Annotated in this window: 15 protein-coding genes; 4 read left to right on the forward strand and 11 right to left on the reverse strand. The window is 37.2% G+C overall.

The window, feature by feature from the left end; all coding sequences use genetic code 11:
* Positions 1-13 precede the first annotated feature (13 nt).
* Together ACSZOX_RS10315 and ACSZOX_RS10320 are read right to left on the reverse strand one after the other, a co-directional pair.
* Positions 14-3,607 (reverse strand): response regulator, encoded by a 3,594-nt coding sequence (locus tag ACSZOX_RS10315; RefSeq protein WP_437919826.1) that lies wholly within the window; start codon positions 3,605-3,607, stop codon positions 14-16.
* A gap of 4 nt (positions 3,608-3,611) precedes the next feature.
* A complete protein-coding gene (locus tag ACSZOX_RS10320; protein ID WP_437919827.1) occupies positions 3,612-5,081 on the reverse strand; it encodes an ATP-binding protein in 1,470 nt (489 codons plus the stop codon).
* Positions 5,082-5,794: 713 nt separating this feature from the next.
* Here ACSZOX_RS10320 and ACSZOX_RS10325 point away from each other — a divergent pair.
* Positions 5,795-6,193, forward strand: coding sequence for a nuclear transport factor 2 family protein (locus ACSZOX_RS10325; protein WP_437919828.1), 399 nt, complete (start codon positions 5,795-5,797; stop codon positions 6,191-6,193).
* A gap of 28 nt (positions 6,194-6,221) precedes the next feature.
* On the opposite strand, the gene ACSZOX_RS10330 is transcribed toward ACSZOX_RS10325, so the two are convergent.
* From ACSZOX_RS10330 to fbaA, 9 genes are all read right to left on the reverse strand, one after another.
* Positions 6,222-7,211 (reverse strand): Gfo/Idh/MocA family protein, encoded by a 990-nt coding sequence (locus tag ACSZOX_RS10330; protein WP_437919829.1) that lies wholly within the window; start codon positions 7,209-7,211, stop codon positions 6,222-6,224.
* A gap of 96 nt (positions 7,212-7,307) precedes the next feature.
* Positions 7,308-9,602 (reverse strand): GH92 family glycosyl hydrolase, encoded by a 2,295-nt coding sequence (locus ACSZOX_RS10335; RefSeq protein WP_437919830.1) that lies wholly within the window; start codon positions 9,600-9,602, stop codon positions 7,308-7,310.
* 78 nt (positions 9,603-9,680) lie between these two features.
* Complete coding sequence (locus ACSZOX_RS10340) at positions 9,681-10,646, reverse strand: NAD(P)H-quinone oxidoreductase (RefSeq protein WP_437919831.1); 966 nt, start codon at positions 10,644-10,646, stop codon at positions 9,681-9,683.
* Between the two features lies 1 nt (position 10,647).
* On the reverse strand, positions 10,648-13,434 hold the full coding sequence (locus ACSZOX_RS10345) for an outer membrane beta-barrel protein (RefSeq protein ID WP_437919832.1): 2,787 nt from the start codon (positions 13,432-13,434) through the stop codon (positions 10,648-10,650).
* A 123-nt stretch (positions 13,435-13,557) separates the two neighbouring features.
* Positions 13,558-14,085, reverse strand: coding sequence for a ferritin (locus tag ACSZOX_RS10350; RefSeq protein WP_437919833.1), 528 nt, complete (start codon positions 14,083-14,085; stop codon positions 13,558-13,560).
* Between the two features lie 173 nt (positions 14,086-14,258).
* On the reverse strand, positions 14,259-14,621 hold the full coding sequence (locus ACSZOX_RS10355) for a hypothetical protein (protein WP_437919835.1): 363 nt from the start codon (positions 14,619-14,621) through the stop codon (positions 14,259-14,261).
* A gap of 100 nt (positions 14,622-14,721) precedes the next feature.
* Positions 14,722-15,066 carry a ribosome hibernation-promoting factor, HPF/YfiA family gene (gene hpf, locus ACSZOX_RS10360; RefSeq protein ID WP_437919837.1) on the reverse strand — a complete coding sequence of 115 codons (345 nt, stop codon included), beginning with the start codon at positions 15,064-15,066 and terminating at the stop codon, positions 14,722-14,724.
* Positions 15,067-15,080: 14 nt separating this feature from the next.
* Complete coding sequence (locus ACSZOX_RS10365; protein ID WP_437919838.1) at positions 15,081-15,962, reverse strand: tyrosine-type recombinase/integrase; 882 nt, start codon at positions 15,960-15,962, stop codon at positions 15,081-15,083.
* A 138-nt stretch (positions 15,963-16,100) separates the two neighbouring features.
* A complete protein-coding gene (fbaA, locus tag ACSZOX_RS10370) occupies positions 16,101-17,180 on the reverse strand; it encodes a class II fructose-bisphosphate aldolase (protein ID WP_437919839.1) in 1,080 nt (359 codons plus the stop codon).
* A 382-nt stretch (positions 17,181-17,562) separates the two neighbouring features.
* Here fbaA and ACSZOX_RS10375 point away from each other — a divergent pair, with 382 nt between their 5' ends.
* From ACSZOX_RS10375 to ACSZOX_RS10385, 3 genes are read left to right on the forward strand one after another with little or no spacing between them, the layout of a single operon-like run.
* The gene (locus tag ACSZOX_RS10375; protein WP_437919840.1) at positions 17,563-17,928 is read left to right on the forward strand and encodes an ArsC family reductase; all 366 of its coding nucleotides are present in this window, start codon (positions 17,563-17,565) and stop codon (positions 17,926-17,928) included.
* A 1-nt stretch (position 17,929) separates the two neighbouring features.
* On the forward strand, positions 17,930-19,891 hold the full coding sequence (locus tag ACSZOX_RS10380) for a M1 family metallopeptidase (RefSeq protein ID WP_437919842.1): 1,962 nt from the start codon (positions 17,930-17,932) through the stop codon (positions 19,889-19,891).
* A 12-nt stretch (positions 19,892-19,903) separates the two neighbouring features.
* Complete coding sequence (locus ACSZOX_RS10385) at positions 19,904-20,596, forward strand: hypothetical protein (RefSeq protein WP_437919843.1); 693 nt, start codon at positions 19,904-19,906, stop codon at positions 20,594-20,596.
* Positions 20,597-20,620 lie beyond the last annotated feature (24 nt).

Below are 20,620 nucleotides of genomic sequence, written 5' to 3' on the forward strand. Positions count from 1 at the left end.
CATCTTAATTCAGCTACGAATGTTCATACAACCAGACACGCAATAATGAAAGAAGTTGATCCGTATCGACGGGTTTAGAGATATAGTCCGATGCTCCAGCCAAAATGCAACGCTCTCTATCTCCTGTCATCGCTTTCGCAGTAACTGCCATGATAGGAATCTTTCGGTGCTGGGGTATTTCCCGAATTAATCGGATCGTTTCATAACCATCCATTTCGGGCATCATCATATCCATAAGAACGATAGCAACATCCGGATTTTTCTCTAATTCTTGTAAAGCTTCCCTGCCGTCAATTGCTGAAACTATCTTCATTTGATATTTTTCAAGAGCCTTTGTTAAAGAGAAAATATTACGAACATCATCATCAGCAATCAAAACTTTTTTACCTTTCAGCACATCATTCAAAGACCCCAATTTGTTTTTATGATTGCCTACTGAGGGTTGTTCTTTTTCTTCTACTAAATGTAAAAACAAGCCGACTTCATCAAGGATACGTTGGTAAGAATGCGCGGTTTTGACAACAATAGAGTCTGCATATTGCTTTATCCGAAGTTCTTCTCCCTGAGAAAGATTCTTTCCTGTGAAAATGATGATAGGTAAATTCTCCAATCCCTCATTCTTTTTTATCGCTTCCAAGGTTTCATAACCGTTTTGGTCAGGGACACCCATATCTAGTATAACACAATTTACATGATCCGATACCAATGCTTCTACACTATCGTGCACACTTGTTTTTATTTCGGAGGTTATATTGAAATTACTTAAGAAGTAGGATAGTGCCATCGCGTGCTTCGGATTTTCTTCTACAATAAGAACCTTTTTAGGCGAGCGACTCAGCGCATCTTCTATTTTCTTAAACATTCCTCCTAAGTGCTCTATGGCAACAGGCTTACTTATAAAGTCGATTGCTCCTTTCAACAAGCTTTCACGCTTAACCTCCAATGATGACATGATGTGAACAGGGATGTGTCTGGTTTCAACATTACCTTTGATCTCATCCATCACCTGCCAACCATCTTTAATTGGCAATTGAATATCCAATAAAATAGCAAGCGGTTGAAACTTTAAGGCTGCCTCAGCTGCCAAATCACCACGCACGACAACAACGCCTTTATAATTCTGTTGGCGCGTATACTTTAATAAAATTTTTGCAAAATCCGTATCGTCTTCAACAATCAAAATTACCTTGTCACCTTTCTTCAGGTTTTCACGATCATCATCAATTTCATCAGGGATGTTCTCTGTTGTGAATATCTTGCTATCCAAATCTCCTATGCTATCCTCTACATCTAAGCTGATCATCTCAATAAGCTCGTCTGTAACAGGTTTCACTGCGATGGATATCCTCCGCTTCGGAATCAACAACGTAAAAGTACTACCCTCATTTTCTTTACTCTGTAACCTTATTTCACCGCCCAACAACCGTGTAATTTCGCGACTTATCGACAAACCTAGACCCGTTCCACCATATTTTCTTCGGGTAGAACCGTCGGCTTGTTGGAAAGCTTCAAATATGACTTTTTGTTTTTCCTCCGCTATACCAATTCCAGTATCGGTTACTTCAAACTTAATCAATTCTCGGTCCTCAACATGCTCTTCTATGCGCAGTCGAACACTGCCTTTGTTCGTGAACTTAATTGCGTTTGATAAGAGATTTCGTAACACTTGTTCTAAACGTAAACGGTCCGTTTCAAACTGATCGTCCAATGTCGGCGAAATTTCGACAATTAATTGAAGGTTCTTATTGTTTATTACAGGACTGAATAAACTCCGTAGATCTTTAGTAATATCCACTAAGCTTACATTTTGATAATCGAGATCCATCTTTCCCGCTTCTATTTTGGAAAGATCCAATATCTCATCAATAAGGCTCAAGAGACTTGTTCCTGAGCTCTGTATAACTTTTGCCGATTCAATTTGATCCTCGTTTAAGTTCTCCTCATTGTTCTCGCCTAAAATTCTCGACAATAAAAGTATCGAATTTAAAGGGGTTCGTAGCTCATGAGACATGTTTGCCAAAAATTCTGACTTGTATTTTGTACTCAAAGCTAACTCTTCTGCTTTTTGCTGAATATCCAAGTTTCGATCTGCAATCAGTTGATTCTTTTCTTCAAGCTGTTTCGATCGCTCCTCTAATTCCTGATTCGACTGTAATAATTCTTCTTGTTGAACTTTTAATTCCTCTTCTGAAGCCTGAAGTTTTTGTGTTTGCGCTTCCAATTCTGCATTCAGGTTTTCAAGCTCTGTATGCTGCGTCTGCAATTCTTCTGCTTGCGCCTGTGTCTCCTCCAATAAAGTCTGTACTCTTCGTCTACTTTTTGCAGCAAGAAGTGCTAGGGCAACGTTCCTACCTGATTCTTTAAGAAATTCGAGTCTTAGGTCGTCGAAAGGCTGCATAGATCCTAACTCTATAATACCGATACAACTTTGTTCAACGTTGACAGGCAATAACAATACCTGATTCACACGCATTGCCCCGTGAGCAAAGTTTACCGTATAATTAAAATCACTTACACCATCGAATATTTTCTCTTTACACTCTTGAAAAACCTGGCCTATCATGCCTTCTCCGACCGAATAAGTATGTCGCATATGTTCTTCAAGACCATACGACGCGTGAAGTTTTAAAGCACCGTTTTCTAATAAATAAAAAGCACCATTTATACTGTTTGAATAGCTTACTAATTGATTGAGGACCTCTTTCGCAATAATCTCTTCGCTCTTATTTCCCATCAAGCGTTCATTCAATCTCGCCAATCCAGTCTGTCTCCATTCATTATTATTCAATTGATCAAACGAAATTTTTAGCGAATTCGTCATCTCATTTAATGCTTTTGCTAAACTCCCTAAATCATCTTGTTCTAAGTCATTTGCACGTACAGAATAATCCCCTTTCGACACAGTTGTAGCAATTTTTTGAATAATGTTCAGTCTGCGGGAAATCTCCCGATCTTTTTGCCGCAAGGATTCTCTTAAAGATTCCCTTTCATTGAAATCTTTTCGAATACGGAAATAGAAAACAGATGTTGTAATCAATGAAATGACTGCGGCAAGAATCACAAAGACAGAGGTATAGGAAGACGATTTATCCAAGTCTGCTCTTCGACTATCGAGTAAGATATCTTCATGCGCAATAAATCGACTAATAATCTGTCTACAGCTATCCATTAATAACTTACCTTCTTCCAGCTGTTTAACCGTAACGGTCTGCCCTTCACGTTTAGCCGCTACAAGATCATCTAAAATATCCGTTCTTAAACCGACTAACGACGTAAGTGTATCAAGTCTCTTGCTTTGCAACATGTTATCTGCCGTCAATCGTTTAGCTCGCTCAAGTGATTTCGGCAAAGAAGCTACGCTTTTTACATAGGGGTCAAGAAAAGATTCCTTACCCGTAAGATGAAAACCTCGTTGGCCTGTTTCTGCATTTTGTAAATCAATAAGTATCGTATTGGCAGACGAAATAGCCCGGCGTGTGTGATCAACAATTTCCCGATTACTGATTTGTTTTTGAATACTTACATAAGATGCCGTGGAGCTGATAATTAAAAGAAGCAATGACACTCCAAATCCAATTTGTAAATTTTTAACAAATTTTTTCGACATAAAATTAATTTAAAGGTAAGGTAAAATAAAAGGTAGAGCCCTTTCCGACTTCGCTGTATAATCCGAAAGTGCCCCTATGCTGACGAATGATCTCGGAACAAATGTAGAGACCTATTCCTAACCCCTGAAATTTCAATGAAGTTTCTTCTACGCGATAGAATTTATTGAAAATATCAGGTTGTTTATGTTCCGGGATACCTATACCGAAATCTGTTACTTCTATCTTCAATAGATTCAAATCAGTACTCGTATTGATGATTATTTTGTCGGTATTTGGTGCATATTTTATCGCGTTAGTCAAATAATTGATAAGCACCTGTTCAATACGAATTTCATCTGCGGTAATGGGTTCCTCTATCGAATTTCCAGTTCTTTCTATTTTCATCGCAATGTTTTCATGCGTATGATAGATGGTATCAATAACATTTGCCAAAAGTGTTTCGAAATCGAAAGCCTGCATATTCATTCGCAGTTTTCCGTTGTCAATCTTGGAAATATCAAGAAGATCAGTCACCAAGCTGTTTAACTTACTCACCTGCGTTTGTACCTTATTGACATATTTATTAAATGTATATTCTTTTTCTGGCGGAGCAGATCGTCCCAATAATTGGGTATAAGCTTTGATACTTGTAAGCGGTGTTTTTAACTCGTGACTTGCGATACTCAGAAATTCGTCTTTTTTCTTCTCTATAAGTTTTCTATCATCAATATCCGTGAATGTACCAACCCATTTCGAGATATTTTCATTTTCAAGAATGGGCATTATGCGTAAAAGATGAAAGCGGAAACTATCTTCATTAATCTCTTTGATTCGTACTTCTAACTCGAGAGGAATATGATGTAACATCGCATTTGCCCATTCCTCTTTGATACAAGGATCCTCTGGGTGCGTAAGGGGAAATGATGTCGCGGAAGTAGCATAAGAAAACCATTTATCGTTGACAAAATCAATTTCTCCTATTTCATTTGCCGTAAAAGCAATTTGTGGAAGGGACTCAAGGATTAAGTGCAAATAATTTACGCGTTCCGTCAATTCCGCCTGTGCTTTTTTTCGTATTTCTATTTCATTTCGTAATGTCTGCTGCGTTTCATTTAAGGCCAAAGTCTGCTCGTATAAGCGATAGAAGGTTTTAACTTTTAACAATAAAATATCCGGATCCACGGGTTTTGTAATATAATCTATTCCTCCAGAAGCATAACCTTTTGTAATGAACTTCTTATCTGTATTTACTGCCGAAAGAAAAATAATAGGTATATCTTTTGACTTGCTAAATCCAGACAACGTCTCAGCAACTTCAAAACCATCTATACCAGGCATTTGCACATCAAGTATTATTAAAGCATAATCATTTCGCAAGACCTTCTTTAAGGCTTCTTCACCTGATAATGCAGTGTCTACTGCGAAATTTTTTCCTTTAAGAAGCAATTCCAAAGAATAGATATTTTCTGGTTTGTCGTCTACGATTAATATCATGTTAAAGCCTAATTTTTGGATAGATTCCCTTTCAGTACACAATTCACTTCAAATTTATTGGCATAATAAAATACATTTTATTTTAAGCTAATAATTCCAAAACATACGTATTTCTAAATGGTATTCAAAAGTGCTCAAAAATCAATCCAATCTGAATATAGCTAAAATTTAGAAACTGGTAAAACCGTACTATTGGAAGAGTAGCCTGGATACGTATTTATACCTAAACCTCCTTACATGACGATATGTTCTTAGGGCTGCGGAGGATTAACTGCTGATAATTAAGATCTTTTCTTTTAATCGATTGCTACAACAAGCGTTTGACAACTTGAAAACACAATTGAAATCTGTCGTTACACAAGTTATAAAGGAAAACAGAGGTTGTTACTACGTGAGCAAATCTATTAAAACAAGTATTTAACCTTTTCTAATACGTATTTTCACAAAGGGTTTTGTTTTTTTTTTCTCAGCAGTACGATCAGAGATATGTAACATATTGGTCGCAAACAAAGAGAGCCTATAAAACTACGCCGTTTGAAAAATGGATTAAGCAAAAACCTTTACATTCCAAGATCCGATAAAAATCCGACGTTAACTTATAATTTTATTGCACTTTGTTATATGCGCTAGAGTTACTACCTTAGTTTCGAATAGTAAATCTACCTAATATGATTCAAAAAAGAATTTTATCAATTTTAACAATTTTAGTTACTATGCTATCTATTAGCAAAACAAATGCACAAACTACATCAATTAAGGAAGTGGAAAATACCGTTAGTACACTTGTAAGGCTCATGCTCAAACCTGATGAAAAATCTTTACAGTTACTGACAAATGCAGAACTAACCTATGGGCACTCTAGTGGAAAGATAGAAACGAGGGATCAATTTATTGAAACGTTGGTGTCGGGAGCATCTATTTTCGAAAAAATAGATATCACCGAACAGTCTGTTCAAGTTGTTGATCATACAGCTGTGGTTAGACATATTTTAAGTGCGCAAACAAATGATCCAGGAAAAGGTCCCGCGACGATAAAGTTGGGAATTGTTCTTTCTTGGGTAAAGGTGAAAGGACAATGGCAACTACTTGCCAGACAAGCTTATAAGCTTTAATACATTAATTCCTGAGAGAAGGATTCTCTCAGGAATTTCTTTTAGAACGTAAAATATAATCGATTATTTGCGTTGTCCTCAACGCACTATCTCCTGTGGAAGGGCAAACGTCATAACCAAGCAAATCTCCTACGATAGTCTCAATTAAAGGCTGTTGAATATGTAGCGGTTGTTCTAAAGGAAAGTGTTCCGTTCCCTTTTCTGTAGCACAGTCTATCGGCTTAAAATCAAAAGAACTAAATCGAATTTCTCCTGCTGTCCCTATAATAGTGACTTGATCTTTTTGGCTTTGGACAGAACTGGAGAATATCCAGCTCCCAGTTCCCAAAACACCATTCTCATGTTGCCAAATAGCATGAACAGTATCAGGAACAACATAATTCCCAGCAATATTTACAGACGAACCCGACGCCTGCACAACCGGACCGATAAGATAATCTAAAATATCAAACGTATGAGGCGCTAAGTCCGAAAAATATCCCTCGCCTCCTATCTCCTTGTTGATGCGCCAGGTATGCGTTTCTGGATTTAAATCCGATTCATGTGGAGGTCGAATGAGTTGGATGGAAACAGACAAAACCTTTCCGATCACTCCTTCTTCTAATAACGCTTTCACTTTATCAAAATAAGACAAAGATCTCCTGTAGAAAGCAACAAAAAGTTTATTTCCCGTAGCTTTAGCAAGCTCATTCATCTGAATAGCTTGCTCCAAAGAAAGTGCCATAGGCTTTTCTACATACACTGATTTTCCAGCTTTGAGCGCCTTTGTTGTTAATTCATAATGTGTGTCAGGAGGCGTCGCAATATAAATAATGTCAAGTGCACTGTCCGAGATGATGTCGTCTACATGTTCATATACTTTTTCAATATTATTTGCCTGTGCATAGTCCTTTGCTCGCAGGAATGTTCTTGAACATACAGCGACTAATTTAGAATTAGGGATTTTCGAAAAGGCCGGAGCACTCTTTTTTTCCGTTACATTTCCGACGCCAATCATTCCCCAATAGATTGTTTTCATAACACTTATTTTTTAGATCACTACCTGTTGCCAACAAAAATACGTATTAAAAAAATAAGCTTCAAAAATAAACAAAGGGCTATTAAAGCCCTTTGTTTATTTATCATCTTTACTTAAAGAAAACGGTAAGTCACCTTTACTGATCCCTCTCTTCTTATTCGGGTTAGCTTGCATATCAAAAGATAATGTGGCACCCTTTAACAACTCACTATGTTTAATGAAGTTCTTCGTGTAATTTTTTCCATTCCATTTTAAAGACTCTACATAGATGTTCTTATCGGAATTATTTTGAGCTTGTATAGTCACGTCTTTTCCGTTAGAAAGATGTAATACCGCTTTTTTGAATAGTGGTGCACCTAATACATATTCATCCGTTGCCGGAGTGACAGGATAAAAACCTAATGCAGAGAAAACATACCAAGCTGAAGTTTGTCCATTATCTTCATCCCCACAGTACCCATCAGGATATGGAGAATACATCTTTTTCATCGTCTCTCTCACCCAGTACTGTGCTTTCCAAGGAGCGCCAACGTGATTGTAAAGGTATATCATATGTTGAATAGGCTGATTTCCGTGCGCATATTGTCCCATATTAGCAACCTGCATCTCTCGTATTTCATGAATTGGAAAACCGTAATAAGAATCATCAAAAATCGGCGGTAAACTAAATACCGAATCGAGTTTTATTTCCATTGCCTGATATCCTCCCATAGATTGGGCCAAACCTTCTATATCCTGAAAAACAGACCAGGTATAATGCCAACTATTTCCCTCGGTAAAAGCATCTCCCCATTTGAACGGATTGAATGGACTTTGAAACTCTCCATTTTTATTTTTGCCACGCATTAATCCGGTTTCCTTGTCAAATAGCTTTTTATAATTATAAGATCTGTTTTTATACAAATCAATATCCGACTTTGGCTTGTTAATAGCCTTTGCTAGCTGGTAAATTGCAAAGTCATCATATGCATATTCCAGTGTGCGAGCCGCATTTTCATTAATTTTGACATCATAAGGAACATACCCAAGTTCATTGTAATACGAAGCCCCGGCTCTTCCAACTGCTGTCAACGGTCCTGCATTATTAGCCCCGTGTAAAAGTGCTTCGTATAACGTCTCGATATCTTTAGAACGAATACCTTTAATCCATGCATCAGCCACCACCGAAGCCGAATTATTCCCCACCATAACATTCCGTAACCCTGGACTAGCCCATTCCGGCAACCAGCCACTTTCGCGGTAAGCATTAGCCAAACCATCCTGCATTTTTAAGCTAATTTCCGGATACATCAGATTTAGAAAAGGGAATAGACTTCTAAATGTATCCCAAAACCCTGTATCAGTAAACATATAACCAGGTAGAACTTGACCATTATAAGGCGAGTAATGAACGACCTGTCCGTCCCCATCTATCTCATAGAACATTCTCGGAAACAATAAAGAACGATACAAACAAGAATAGAAAGTACGCATATCGTCAATAGATCCGCCTTCAACTTCTATTTTCTTTAATGCTGTATTCCATATATCCTCTCCCTTTAATACACGTTCATCGAAATTTGTCGCATCTAATTCTTTTAGGTTTCTCGCTGCTTGCTCGTAGGAAATAAATGAAGAGGCTACCTTAACGGTCACCTGGTCTCCTGGATTTGCAATTTGAAAGCCAACTAAAGCGCCTACATGTTCCGCCTTCGCTATATATTTTCCATCAGTAAGGGTTGAATCAGCAAAGGTTCCAATATTGGAAAACGGACGATCAAACTCCAAAACAAAATAGTTCTTAAAGTTTTCAGGTACACCACCACTGTTCTTCGTAGAATAACCAATTATACGTTGTTCCTTTGGTAGAACTTCGACATACGAACCTTTGTCGAAAGCGTCTAATAAAATATATGCATCGTCTGTTTTCGGAAATGTAAAACGAAAATATGCGGCACGTTCAGAGGGTGTGATTTCTGTCTTTACATCATAGTCAGCAAGATAAACGGAATAATAATGAGGTTTCGCTACTTCTGCTTTATGAGAAAAGTAACTCGCTCTTTTCTCTTCGTCAAAAACCTTTTGTCCAACCATAGGCATAATTGAGAATTGACCATAATCATTCATCCAAGGCGAAGGCTGATGCGTTTGTTTAAAACCACGGATTTTCTCGGCAGTGTACATATACATCCAACCATCCCCCATTTTTCCCGTTTGAGGACTCCAAAAATTCATCCCCCAGGGCATTGCAATCGCTGGATAAGTGTTACCAGTAGACATAAAATAAGTCGACTGCGTTCCTACCAAGGTGCTAACCAAATCAATAGGTTTTTCTATTTTGCCAACTGTTTGGGCTTTACTAACCAATAGGCTTCCACCTAATAGCGCGGTAATCAAAAATCTAAATTTCATAGACAATAGGCTTACTATATACTTTTCTAAAGTAAGAAAAAAACAGGAAAAATCAATAGCTAAAAGTATTTAGCAACATTAAAAAACAAGAGCAACCTTCCCTAGATGCGTGCCTGACTCGATCAATTGATGTGCTTGAACAACCTCTTGTACCGTAAATTGCTTATGCAATTGTGGGATAAATTTGGTTCCCATTAATGGCCAGACAAAATCTAACACCTCTTGAGTAAGTTGTGATTTAAACGCAATATTACGAGATCGTAAAGTACTTCCTGTTATTAAAAGGCGTTTTTGCATTACTTTAAGCAAATCCAATTGCACATTCCTTCCACCCATCGCGTTAATATAGACTAGCCGTCCATCAGCCGACAATAAATTTATGTTTTTATCGAAATAGGCACCTCCCACACAATCGAGTATAACATCAATATGTTCTGTTTTCAAGAATTCCTCAAAATCAGTCGTACGATAATTGATGATAATGTCTGCTCCTAAATCTTTACAATAATCATATTTGTCTGCCGTACTCACCGTAACGGACACTCTTGCACCAAAGGCTTTTGCTAGCTGTATTGCGGTACTACCGATTCCTCCAGCCCCACCATGTATCAAAATATGTTCGTTATCTTTTAAGCTAGCCCTTCGAAAGACATTGTCCCAAACTGTAAATATGGTCTCCGGTAGTATAGCCGCTTCAGCAAAATCCAAATGCTTTGGAATAGGTAAACAAATATCTTGGTGAGCTGCAACAAATTCAGCGTATCCTCCGCCAGAAACCAAACAACAAACCTTATCGCCAACATGCCATTTTGTAACACGCGCTCCTATTTCCCGGATAATTCCCGACACCTCCAATCCAGGTACATCGGCTACAACCCCTTTTGGAGCAGCATAATGTCCTTTTCTTTGGAGAATATCAGGCATATTTATTCCCGCAGCTTTTACCTCCACCAATACCTCATCATCCTCAATGCCCGGTTTTATTCGATCTACAATCGTTAAGACTTCCGGACCTCCATGCTGACTAATGACAACTGCTTTCATACTATTTTTTCTTTGGATATTTTTGGAGACGCATATTCAATGTGACCATAAAATATCGCCCCAATCTATTGTTTTTAGCCTCATACAGATCGTTACCTATATATTCACTGTAAGTTCCCATATTTTTATTTTGATCCAATAAGTCAAAGCCCTGAAAACGCAAAAGAGCTAATTTATTAGGCAGAAATGCCACTTCCAAATAAGCATTTAGAATAGTAGGATTGTTGTTCATAAAACTACTTTCATATCCCGCATTAAAGCGCTGCGACATCTCAGCACCAAGGGTCACATAATCACTAAGGTATCCTTTTGTCGCGCCACTCATCAAAACACTATGTGCTGTAATCCTTGTATGATACGGCCAGGTATAGCTAGCGTTGTTGAGCAAATAATTTGTACTAAACATAGACTCCATGTAGTCGCTCCAACTGTACCGCAATTGTAAAGACTGCGAATAAATAAGTTGTTTCGTAGTATTCCGCTTCTCATTGACAAAGGACAAGTTATTGTAGTAATCCACGTTACCTACAACGTCAAAAAGAAGACTTTCATTAAATAAAGGTGTATTGAAGAGATAATACCACTTCAGATCATAATAACCGTCCGTATTTTTAAACGTTGTCTCCTGGATTGTTGAACCAGTAATAGCCTTCTTATCTGAAACAATTTTATTAAGAACGTAGTTGTATGCGAAATTGGTCTCAAAATATTGATTTCTACTGGCAATAAATTTTCTAATCGTGGTGTTTACGCGATTGGAAAACTCTGCTTTAAGTTCAGGATTACCAACAATAATGTTTTGGGAATTGCTATTATCCCGAATAGGGATAATATGAAGAAAGTTAGGTTGATTATTTTTACCTATATAATCGAGACTCCAATCCATCTCATTATTAATTCTCCATTTGAATCCAGTGCTTGGTACGAGGTTCACATTTGAATATTGGTAATTTAAATCTTCGCGAGGAAGGTATCCATCAAGTGTGGTGGGCTGTACAGCAAACCCGATATTTGCACGAAACTTTTTATTAGGAACATATTGATAGTTTAACCCCGCCCGGCTACTACTAAAACGGTAATTATAACTCACCCCAAGCGAATCGACAAAATAAAGTTTACCAAGATCTTCTGACTTAATCTTATCTTCCACGAGTCGTGAAGTCGTCATATCTGTCAATTCGTAACCATAAAAAAATTCAATCAAACTGTAGTCTGAAAAAGGCTCGGTAAACGTGACAGCTCCTTTCACTCCATCCGTTCCATTTTTCTGCTGAATAAAATATTGTTGTTCAAAACGTGAACTGGTCGGAGGCGTTTCGGATGAATCGATCGATGTATAACCATCCCAAACATCTTCAACTTTTTTTTGGCTATTGAAATTAAGATCAATATTTGCTACAAGTTTACGTCCAGGCTTTTTAAAAGATCTCGAATATAAAAAGTTAACGTCTAGATTCGGATTTTTTTGATACGATGTATCTTGATATTTCCCGGTATTGGTTAAACTATTATTCTTAATTAATCGTCTCTTTAAATTTCCAAAATAAACCCTGCTGTACGAAAAAACAGGCTTTATCTCTAAGATGTCATTATTTTTAAAGCGATGCTTAAATTCTCCCGAGAGTCTATGAAAATTGTCATCGTTGATTGTTGTATAATACTCTTCATTTGAGATCGAATTCCCAATATAGTTCGAACGCAACAATGAATTTCCCGTGGTTATATTCTTTTTCCTTGTAAAGTTATAACTCGCGTTGAACGTCGTCTTTTCTGAATAGCTGTCAGAAAAATTCATTCCGAATGATTTTACATTATTTAATCCATCTGTTGGATCCACAAAATCATTGATATCAAACAACGATTTATCACGTTCTCCTACTCCATTAGGAGAACCAAATGAGAATAGACTCGTGTTCGTATTGTTTAATGATGTCACTGCAGAAAACTCTTGTCCATCATTAAAGCGATTTATTCCTGCACTACCGATGAACCGATCACTTGTACCCGCCCCTGCAGTGAGCTGCCCAAATGTAATCTTTTTACTATCTTCTTTAAGAATGATGTTTAATATTTTCTCCGATTCGCCTGTTTTTACGCCAAGCTCATTTGCGTAATCACCATAGGAATTGATGATCTGCACATTTCGGATAAAATCGGCAGGAAGGTTTTTTGTAGCCGTTATCACATCTCCTCCAAAAAATTTTTTCCCATCGACAAGTACAGAGGATACGGGCTTTCCCTGAGCATATACCGTACCATCCCGCGATACTTGTATCCCCGGCAATTGCTTCAAGGCTTCTTCCAACAATGAATTCTTTCTAAATTTGAAGGCATTCATATTGTACTGAATAGTATCTTCCGAATAAACAACGGGAATAGTTTTGACCACATAAACGCCTTCAATAAGCGAATTTTGTGTCGTCATTATGACGTTAGGAACCAACACATAGGACGTTAGTTCATGTGACGAAATTGTTTTTGTTACAATTTGATGTCCAAGCATACTGAAGGAAAGTCTGATACTGCTACCACCGACATTTAGGAAACTATAATATCCATTCTCTGCGGTCGTCGTTACAAGTGTATCGGAACTACTTGTTAACCGGACTGTCACTCCTTTTAATTTTATTTCAGCAGTGTCTAACACATATCCCTGAATCTGCTTGATACTGGGTTGGGCATATAGGCCAACCGTACCTAAAGCATAGGAACATATGGTGATAAAGAAGTATATAAAGCCTCTATAATTATCCACAAAAGCTATTTCTATTTGCTCGTTTGCGTTCAATATACAAAAAATTGATTCCCGATAAAAGTTTATATAATAACGACGATTTATATATTTTTTGTATAAATAAATAGCGGGCTATTTCTTTCGAAATAACCCGCTATATATCAGTAAGTAATGAAACTATTCGCCGTCGAAAGCAACTTTAACAAGATGTCTATCAATCTCCCATTTCCCTGTGCCTTCTTCTCCGATTACGTCAAATAACTCGAGAATACGACGCGCAACATACTCCTCTTCTACTTGCTCTTCCAAAAACCATTGAACAAAGTTGAATGTTACATAGTCTTTCGATTTCATACATTTATCTGCAATATTATTGAATTGCTCAGTCACGAACATCTCTTGCTCTAATGTCTGTTCAAAAACACCACGGAAAGACTCAAAATCAACCGGAATATTTGTTACTTCTGGAGAAATAGCACGGCCTCCGCGATTGTTGATATAGTTGAAAAGTTTCAACATATGTGCACGCTCCTCATCAGCCTGCTTCGCAAAAAAACTTGACGAATTATCCAATCCTTGATCGTCACACCAAGAAGACATTGCTAGGTATAATGCCGACGAATGTGCTTCAACTTTAACTTGTGCATTTAATATATTTTCGATATCCTCAGACAAAGAGGATTTTAATTTCAATAGATCTTTCATATTCTCTTTAATATTATATTATCAACTACATAATAACAAACAACATTTTCCTCATATTGTTTGTACAAATATAGAACATGATTTAACGTTTAACAGAAAAAAAATACAATACGAATTGAGTCTAAATTACGTTAGACTATAGATAAGCTGTTTAGAATCAGTACGATTAAAGATTAGCGAACGAGAATCGCATCCCTTCTAAAAATTTTCTTTATTTCACTATTAAGTTCAATAGCGAACTTTGCTCCGGAAAGAATCTCTTGTAAATTCAAAACATCTTCCACACGCAATAAAAAGCAACGGTCCGTACGAAATGGCATGACAATCTCAAAATCAGAACTTCGAGAAGAATCAGTTAACATTGCCAGCACATCTATGGAATCAATTCTTTTTTTGAACAGAAAAAAATCAGAAATTCTAAACGAAGTAATTGTTTGGTTGAATTCCAACCAATAGCAATTTTTGCGGCTACATTGATACACAGCTCCACACTCTGACTTAAATACCTCTTCTACATGTGCTAATGGACAAATCATTGCTTACTTTAATTTGGAACAAATATAAATTTTATCAATATTCAATCCAAATAAAAAAGCCGGTTTTTTTACCGGCTTTCTATTTTTATTTCGATGAAGATTAAAACTCTTCTTCATTATCTGTTAGTAACTCCTTGTGATTGCTCGCATTCGTTCTGGTTTTGGTTTTCAGTTTGTTAATCTGTCTTCTTATTGATTCTACAGCAACATCAGTAGCCTCTTCAAAACTTTTAGCCTGTGCTTTAGCAAAAAGCTGACTACCGGGGACATTCATCTTCAGTTCAACTATCTTATTGGCTTCATCATCAACATTTTCTAGACGTAAATAACAAACGCCTTCAATAATATTGTCTAAGAATTGTTCTAACTTCGCTGTTTTTCTTTTGATAAATTCAACCAATTTTTGATCTGCATCAAATTTGATAGACTGCACAGTAATGTTCATTTTTCCTCCTTTTTTTAAGCCTTTGGATGGGCTTGTTTATAAATTGATTTCAATCTTTCTACCGAGTTATGGGTATAAATCTGAGTAGCTGCTAAACCCGCATGTCCCAAAAGTTCCTTAATAGCATTCAAATCAGCCCCATTATTTAGTAACGTCGTCGCAAATGTATGTCTTAGTACATGTGGACTTCTCTTTTTCTGACTGGTAATCTGCGTTAAATAGCGTTTTACAATATCGTAAACTAGTTTCGCATACGCAGGTTTTCCTTCTTTAGTAACGATTAGATTATTCGATTTGTTTTTAAAATCTTGCATATATTTAAGTTTTAAATATTGCCTAATTTCCAAAACCAACGTATCATGTATCGGCACGAAACGTTCTTTGTTTCGTTTTCCTAAAATCAAAATCCTTTTATTATAAGTATCGATATCCTTCTCTTGTATAGCTAGCAGCTCCGAAAGTCGAATACCTGTACCGAATAAAAGTTCCAATATCACAAAATCCCTAGCCACATCAAATGCATCTACGTTCTCCTGCTTATTTTCTAAAAGACGGAGCATTTTGTCTTGCTCTACTACGACGGGTAATTTTTTTGGCGTTTTTAGTGCATTTACCTGATTTATCGGATTATTATCCACAATCCCCTCTCTGAGTAGGAATTTGTAAAAAGAACGTAATGAGGAAATAGACCGATTGATGCTCGAAGCTTGACGTCCTGACTCGCGCATTTTTGAAAAATAGTAGCGAGCATCACGATATCCAACTTCATGCAAAAGCAAACCTTCATCTTTTAAAAAAGACAGAAAATTGTCGATTTCCCCACTATACGCGATCACCGTATGTGTAGAATAACGCTTTTCAACTTTTAGAAAATTTATGAACTTTTCTTTACTCATTGCCTACATCCTCTTTTTATAAATGTAGCAAAAAGAACAAAAAAAACAAATTAATACAGGCTTATTTTCCAATAAAACCCACAAAAAAAGAACCTAGCTTAGGCTAGGTTCTTTTACAATTATTTTGAAAGCAATTAATTAGAGCTTATCATTTACACCTACGGCGTTCAACTCTGTAAAAGCCTGTTTCAAACGTACGACAAAAGCATCCTCTCCTTTACGTAACCATACACGAGGATCGTAATATTTTTTATTTGGAGAATCTTCCCCTTCAGGATTTCCAATCTGTCCTTGAAGATAATCGTGATTTTTCGCCTCATAAGCACGAATTCCATCCCAGAATGCCCATTGCATATCTGTGTCAATGTTCATCTTGATCGCACCATATGAAATCGCCTCTTCAATCTCTTCAGGTGATGAACCTGATCCACCATGAAACACAAAGTTTACAGGTTTCTCTGCTGTTAAACTAAATTTGTTACGGATATACTCTTGCGAGTTGTGTAAGATAACAGGCTGAAGTTTTACGTTACCTGGTTTGTATACGCCATGAACATTACCAAAAGCTGCTGCTACAGTAAATTTATCAGATACTTTTGAAAGCTCTTCAAAGGCATAAGCTACTTCTTCAGGCTGTGTATATAATTTAGAGCTATCTACGTCAGAATTATCTACACCGTCTTCTTCTCCACCAGTAACCCCCAACTCAATTTCAACGGTCATACCTAGAGGTTTCATACGCTCCAAATATTTTCTCGAAATCTCAATATTTTCTTCGATAGGCTCTTCTGATAAGTCCAACATATGCGAAGAGAACAAAGGCTTACCATGTTGCGCAAAAAACTTCTCTCCTGCATCTAATAAACCATCTATCCAAGGAAGTAATTTTTTTGCAGCATGATCTGTGTGCAATACTACTGCAACACCATAGTGTTCAGCTAAAAGGTGTACGTGGTGCGCTGCAGAAACAGCCCCTAAAATGCACGCTTGAAGACCGTCATTATTTAATGATTTACCAGCATAAAACTGGGCTCCCCCATTTGATAGCTGAATAATAACAGGTGAGTTCACTGCTTTAGCAGTTTCCATAACAGCATTAATGGAGTTTGTTCCGATAATGTTTACAGCAGGTAGCGCAAATTTATGTGTTTTAGCAAGCTCAAAAAGTTCTTGAACTTGATCGCCTGTCAAAACACCTTTAAAATCTTTTAGGCTCATATGTTTTGTCTAAGTTTTATTTCGAGATTAAAGGTACATATTTTTTTTTATCGAACAAGCCTTAGTGTAAAAAATACACCCTACGTTGTTTATAACAAACTCTTCAATTCCTCTTATTCGGAGAGGACGAATTCATTTCATGCAAGACAAGCGTATGCGCGGTCAATAGCTATCTTTGCTATTATATTAACAAGTTACACCTACATTTTTACCAAAATAAACCCATATATGGATTTGAACAAAACAATATAGTTATGCTTTTATCGAATACAAACGTTTTAACAGGTCTTTTTATAATTTAACTGTATACTAAGAACCTATTTGTTAAAACACATGAAGGTTATACGCTTTTTTAAATATATTAATATCTTTATCCGTTCAAATGAAGAAAAACACGATGAAACTAAACATCTACGGCATAAAAAATTGCAACACGGTAAAAAAGGCACTCGATTGGTTGGATCAAAACCAACTTTCTTACACTTTTCATGATTATAAAAAAGAACCTGCTACAATAGAAAAATTGCAACAATGGGAGCAAAAAATAGATTGGCAACAGTTGGTAAATAAACGTGGTACAACTTGGAGAAAGCTAACGGAAGACGAGCAAAGTCGTATTCAAGATGCCGATTCTGCCAATGAAGCGCTTTTGTCTAATAACAGCATGATCAAACGGCCAATTATTGAGTACGGAGAGGAAATATTATTGGGGTTTGATGAAAAAGAATATACAGAAAAATTAAAGTAACATGATGACCAAAAATCTTTCATTCACTTTATTGCTTGCAGCATCAGCTTCGCTATTCGGATTTGACCTTAAAGCGCAGAATGCTAGCGTATACGATTATACGGAAGCTTTTAATCCGATCTTCTATACGCAGAATGGAAATACTTATCGTTCGGCTAGCGGAAAACCCGGACATGCTTATTGGCAAAACCGAGCGGACTATAAACTACAAGTTACCTTAGATGATCGTTCTGATGTTGTTGCTGGTCATGTCAAAATAACCTACACTAATAATAGCCCCGACACATTAACCTATTTATGGTTTCAATTGGATCAAAATCTCTTTGACGAGCATTCGCGTGGTCAAGCTACACTACCGTTGGAAGACAGTCGTTATGGCTCTGCGAGCTCTACTTTTCAAGGAGGATTCAAATTGGCCAATGTTAATGTGCAGAATGTTCCGGGAGCTGTATTCAAAATTATCGATACACGCATGCGGCTGGACTTACCGAAAGCCCTTCCCGCCAATGGAGGTACCGTTGATATTACATTAGATTTCTCTTATACAATCCCCGAATATGGAGCGGATCGCACGGGTATTCTAAAAACTAAAAATGGAAAAGTCTATACCATTGCACAATGGTATCCTAGGCTCTGTGTTTATGATGATATCCTAGGCTGGAACACGGAACCATATACAGGGCCAGGCGAGTTTTACCTCGAATACGGCAATTATGATGTGGAAATAACAGCACCTTCAAATCACATTGTTGTGGCAGGAGCCGAGTTACTAAACCCGGAGGAGGTATGGACGACGGAACAACTATCTCGCTATCAGAAGGCGTTTGGAAGTGAAAAAACAATCGCAATACGACCTGCTGCAGAAGTCACCACTTCCAAATCCCGGCCAAGTAAATCAGCTACTTTAACCTGGAAGTATCATTTAGATCAAGCGCATGATTTTGCTTGGGCATCTTCCGAAGCTTTTATTGTTGATGCCGCTAAAATTAATATTCAAGGTAAAAAACCTATTTTGGCTATTTCAGCTTACCCTGTAGAAAGTAATGGCAATAATGCCTGGGAACGATCGACAGAATATACAAAAGCGTCGATCGAATACTATAGCCGGAAATGGATGGAATACCCCTATCCTGTCGCTGTAAATGTAGCATCTAATGTTGGAGGTATGGAATATCCTGCTATTTCTTTTTGTGGACATGAAGCCAAAGCTGGAAACCTTTGGGGAGTAACCGATCACGAATTTGGGCACAATTGGTTTCCTATGATTGTGGGAAGCAACGAACGACTTCATGCTTGGATGGACGAAGGTTTCAATAGCTTTATAAATGAACTTTCGACTGAAGAATTTAATAAAGGTGAATACCATAAGATATTTGGAAACAAGAACAGTATGGCACGGGCATTTTCCGTTCGGAGTCTAGAGCCAATAATGTCTTCTCCACAAAATATGAAAGAACGTAATATCGGCACATTAGCCTATTACAAACCGGCTTTCGGTTTACGTTTACTTCGGGATGAGATCATTGGAGCAGACAGATTTGATAAGGCATTTAAAAATTACATTTCTTACTGGGCTTTTAAACATCCGGCTCCAGATGATTTCTTTCGAACAATAGAAAACGAAACAGGAGAAAATCTTGCTTGGTTCTGGCGAGGATGGTTTAAAAATAATTGGGCACTTGATCAGGCTATCACCGGTGTAGATTATGTTAAGATGGATCCAAAAAACGGTGCTATTATCAGTATTGAGAACTTGCAAAAACTCCCTATGCCTGTTGTCGTTGAAGCAATAACAGCATCAGGAAAAAAAATAAGAAAAAAATTACCGGTAGAAATATGGCAACGTAATAAATCTTGGAGATTTGTTCTTCCGTCCGTCGAAAAATTAACGAAAGTAACGATAGATCCAGACAATGTTTACCCCGACATCAATCCCGACAATAATATTTGGCCAAGAAATTAATAGGATATCAACATGATCAATAAGCTAAAATCAACTATTTTTTTAACAACACTACTTTCTGTATTTATCTACTTACCAAAAATCAATGCGCAGGAAATTAAGGGTATTGTGCATGAATTGGAAAGTAGTCAACGGGTTTCAGGTGTTCTTGTTAAGAATATAAACAATAAGACAGAGACAACCACTGATGCGGAAGGAAATTTTAAAATTAAAGCAACAATAAATGACTACCTGACATTTACCCAAGCCGGATACGAAGTCGATACCGCTTTTGTTTACGAAGAAGGTGTACAGCGCATTTATTTAGTAAGAGATCAAAAGAGCATCGTCATCGACGAGGTCGTTATTAGTCGATTGACCGATAGCAGACTAGTTGCTGAAATTGAAAAAGCTAAACGCGAAGGACAAGTTACAGAAACTTCACAGAATAAAGGTGGTTTAAGGCTCTCTCCTTCACGTCTTTTTGGCCGTCAAAGTAAACAAGCGCGTCAAAGCTTGGATCTGCTCCTATCAGAACAACGGAAACGAAAAGTAGACCGTATTTTCTCCAATAAGATGATTACATCCGTGGTTCCGGTTTCGGAAGGTGAACTGCCATTGTTTAAAGAACAATTCCGTCCTACTTTAGAATTTATAGAAAAAGCTTCACCAGAAGATATAAGAGTCTATCTTTTGGATGCTTACAGCAAATTTAAATCGAAATAAGATATATACTACTAACCCAATAAA

Origin of the sequence: Sphingobacterium sp. LRF_L2 (genome assembly GCF_965644235.1) — a bacterium.
Taxonomy (GTDB): domain Bacteria; phylum Bacteroidota; class Bacteroidia; order Sphingobacteriales; family Sphingobacteriaceae; genus Sphingobacterium.

Coding starts and splice junctions, on each gene's coding strand:
- ACSZOX_RS10315 (WP_437919826.1), bottom strand. CDS start 3,607: ATGTCGAAAAAATTTGTTAAAAATTTACAAATTGGATTTGGAGTGTCA.
- ACSZOX_RS10320 (WP_437919827.1), bottom strand. CDS start 5,081: ATGATATTAATCGTAGACGACAAACCAGAAAATATCTATTCTTTGGAA.
- ACSZOX_RS10325 (WP_437919828.1), top strand. CDS start 5,795: ATGCTATCTATTAGCAAAACAAATGCACAAACTACATCAATTAAGGAA.
- ACSZOX_RS10330 (WP_437919829.1), bottom strand. CDS start 7,211: ATGAAAACAATCTATTGGGGAATGATTGGCGTCGGAAATGTAACGGAA.
- ACSZOX_RS10335 (WP_437919830.1), bottom strand. CDS start 9,602: ATGAAATTTAGATTTTTGATTACCGCGCTATTAGGTGGAAGCCTATTG.
- ACSZOX_RS10340 (WP_437919831.1), bottom strand. CDS start 10,646: ATGAAAGCAGTTGTCATTAGTCAGCATGGAGGTCCGGAAGTCTTAACG.
- ACSZOX_RS10350 (WP_437919833.1), bottom strand. CDS start 14,085: ATGAAAGATCTATTGAAATTAAAATCCTCTTTGTCTGAGGATATCGAA.
- ACSZOX_RS10355 (WP_437919835.1), bottom strand. CDS start 14,621: ATGATTTGTCCATTAGCACATGTAGAAGAGGTATTTAAGTCAGAGTGT.
- hpf (WP_437919837.1), bottom strand. CDS start 15,066: ATGAACATTACTGTGCAGTCTATCAAATTTGATGCAGATCAAAAATTG.
- ACSZOX_RS10365 (WP_437919838.1), bottom strand. CDS start 15,962: ATGAGTAAAGAAAAGTTCATAAATTTTCTAAAAGTTGAAAAGCGTTAT.
- fbaA (WP_437919839.1), bottom strand. CDS start 17,180: ATGAGCCTAAAAGATTTTAAAGGTGTTTTGACAGGCGATCAAGTTCAA.
- ACSZOX_RS10375 (WP_437919840.1), top strand. CDS start 17,563: ATGAAGAAAAACACGATGAAACTAAACATCTACGGCATAAAAAATTGC.
- ACSZOX_RS10380 (WP_437919842.1), top strand. CDS start 17,930: ATGATGACCAAAAATCTTTCATTCACTTTATTGCTTGCAGCATCAGCT.
- ACSZOX_RS10385 (WP_437919843.1), top strand. CDS start 19,904: ATGATCAATAAGCTAAAATCAACTATTTTTTTAACAACACTACTTTCT.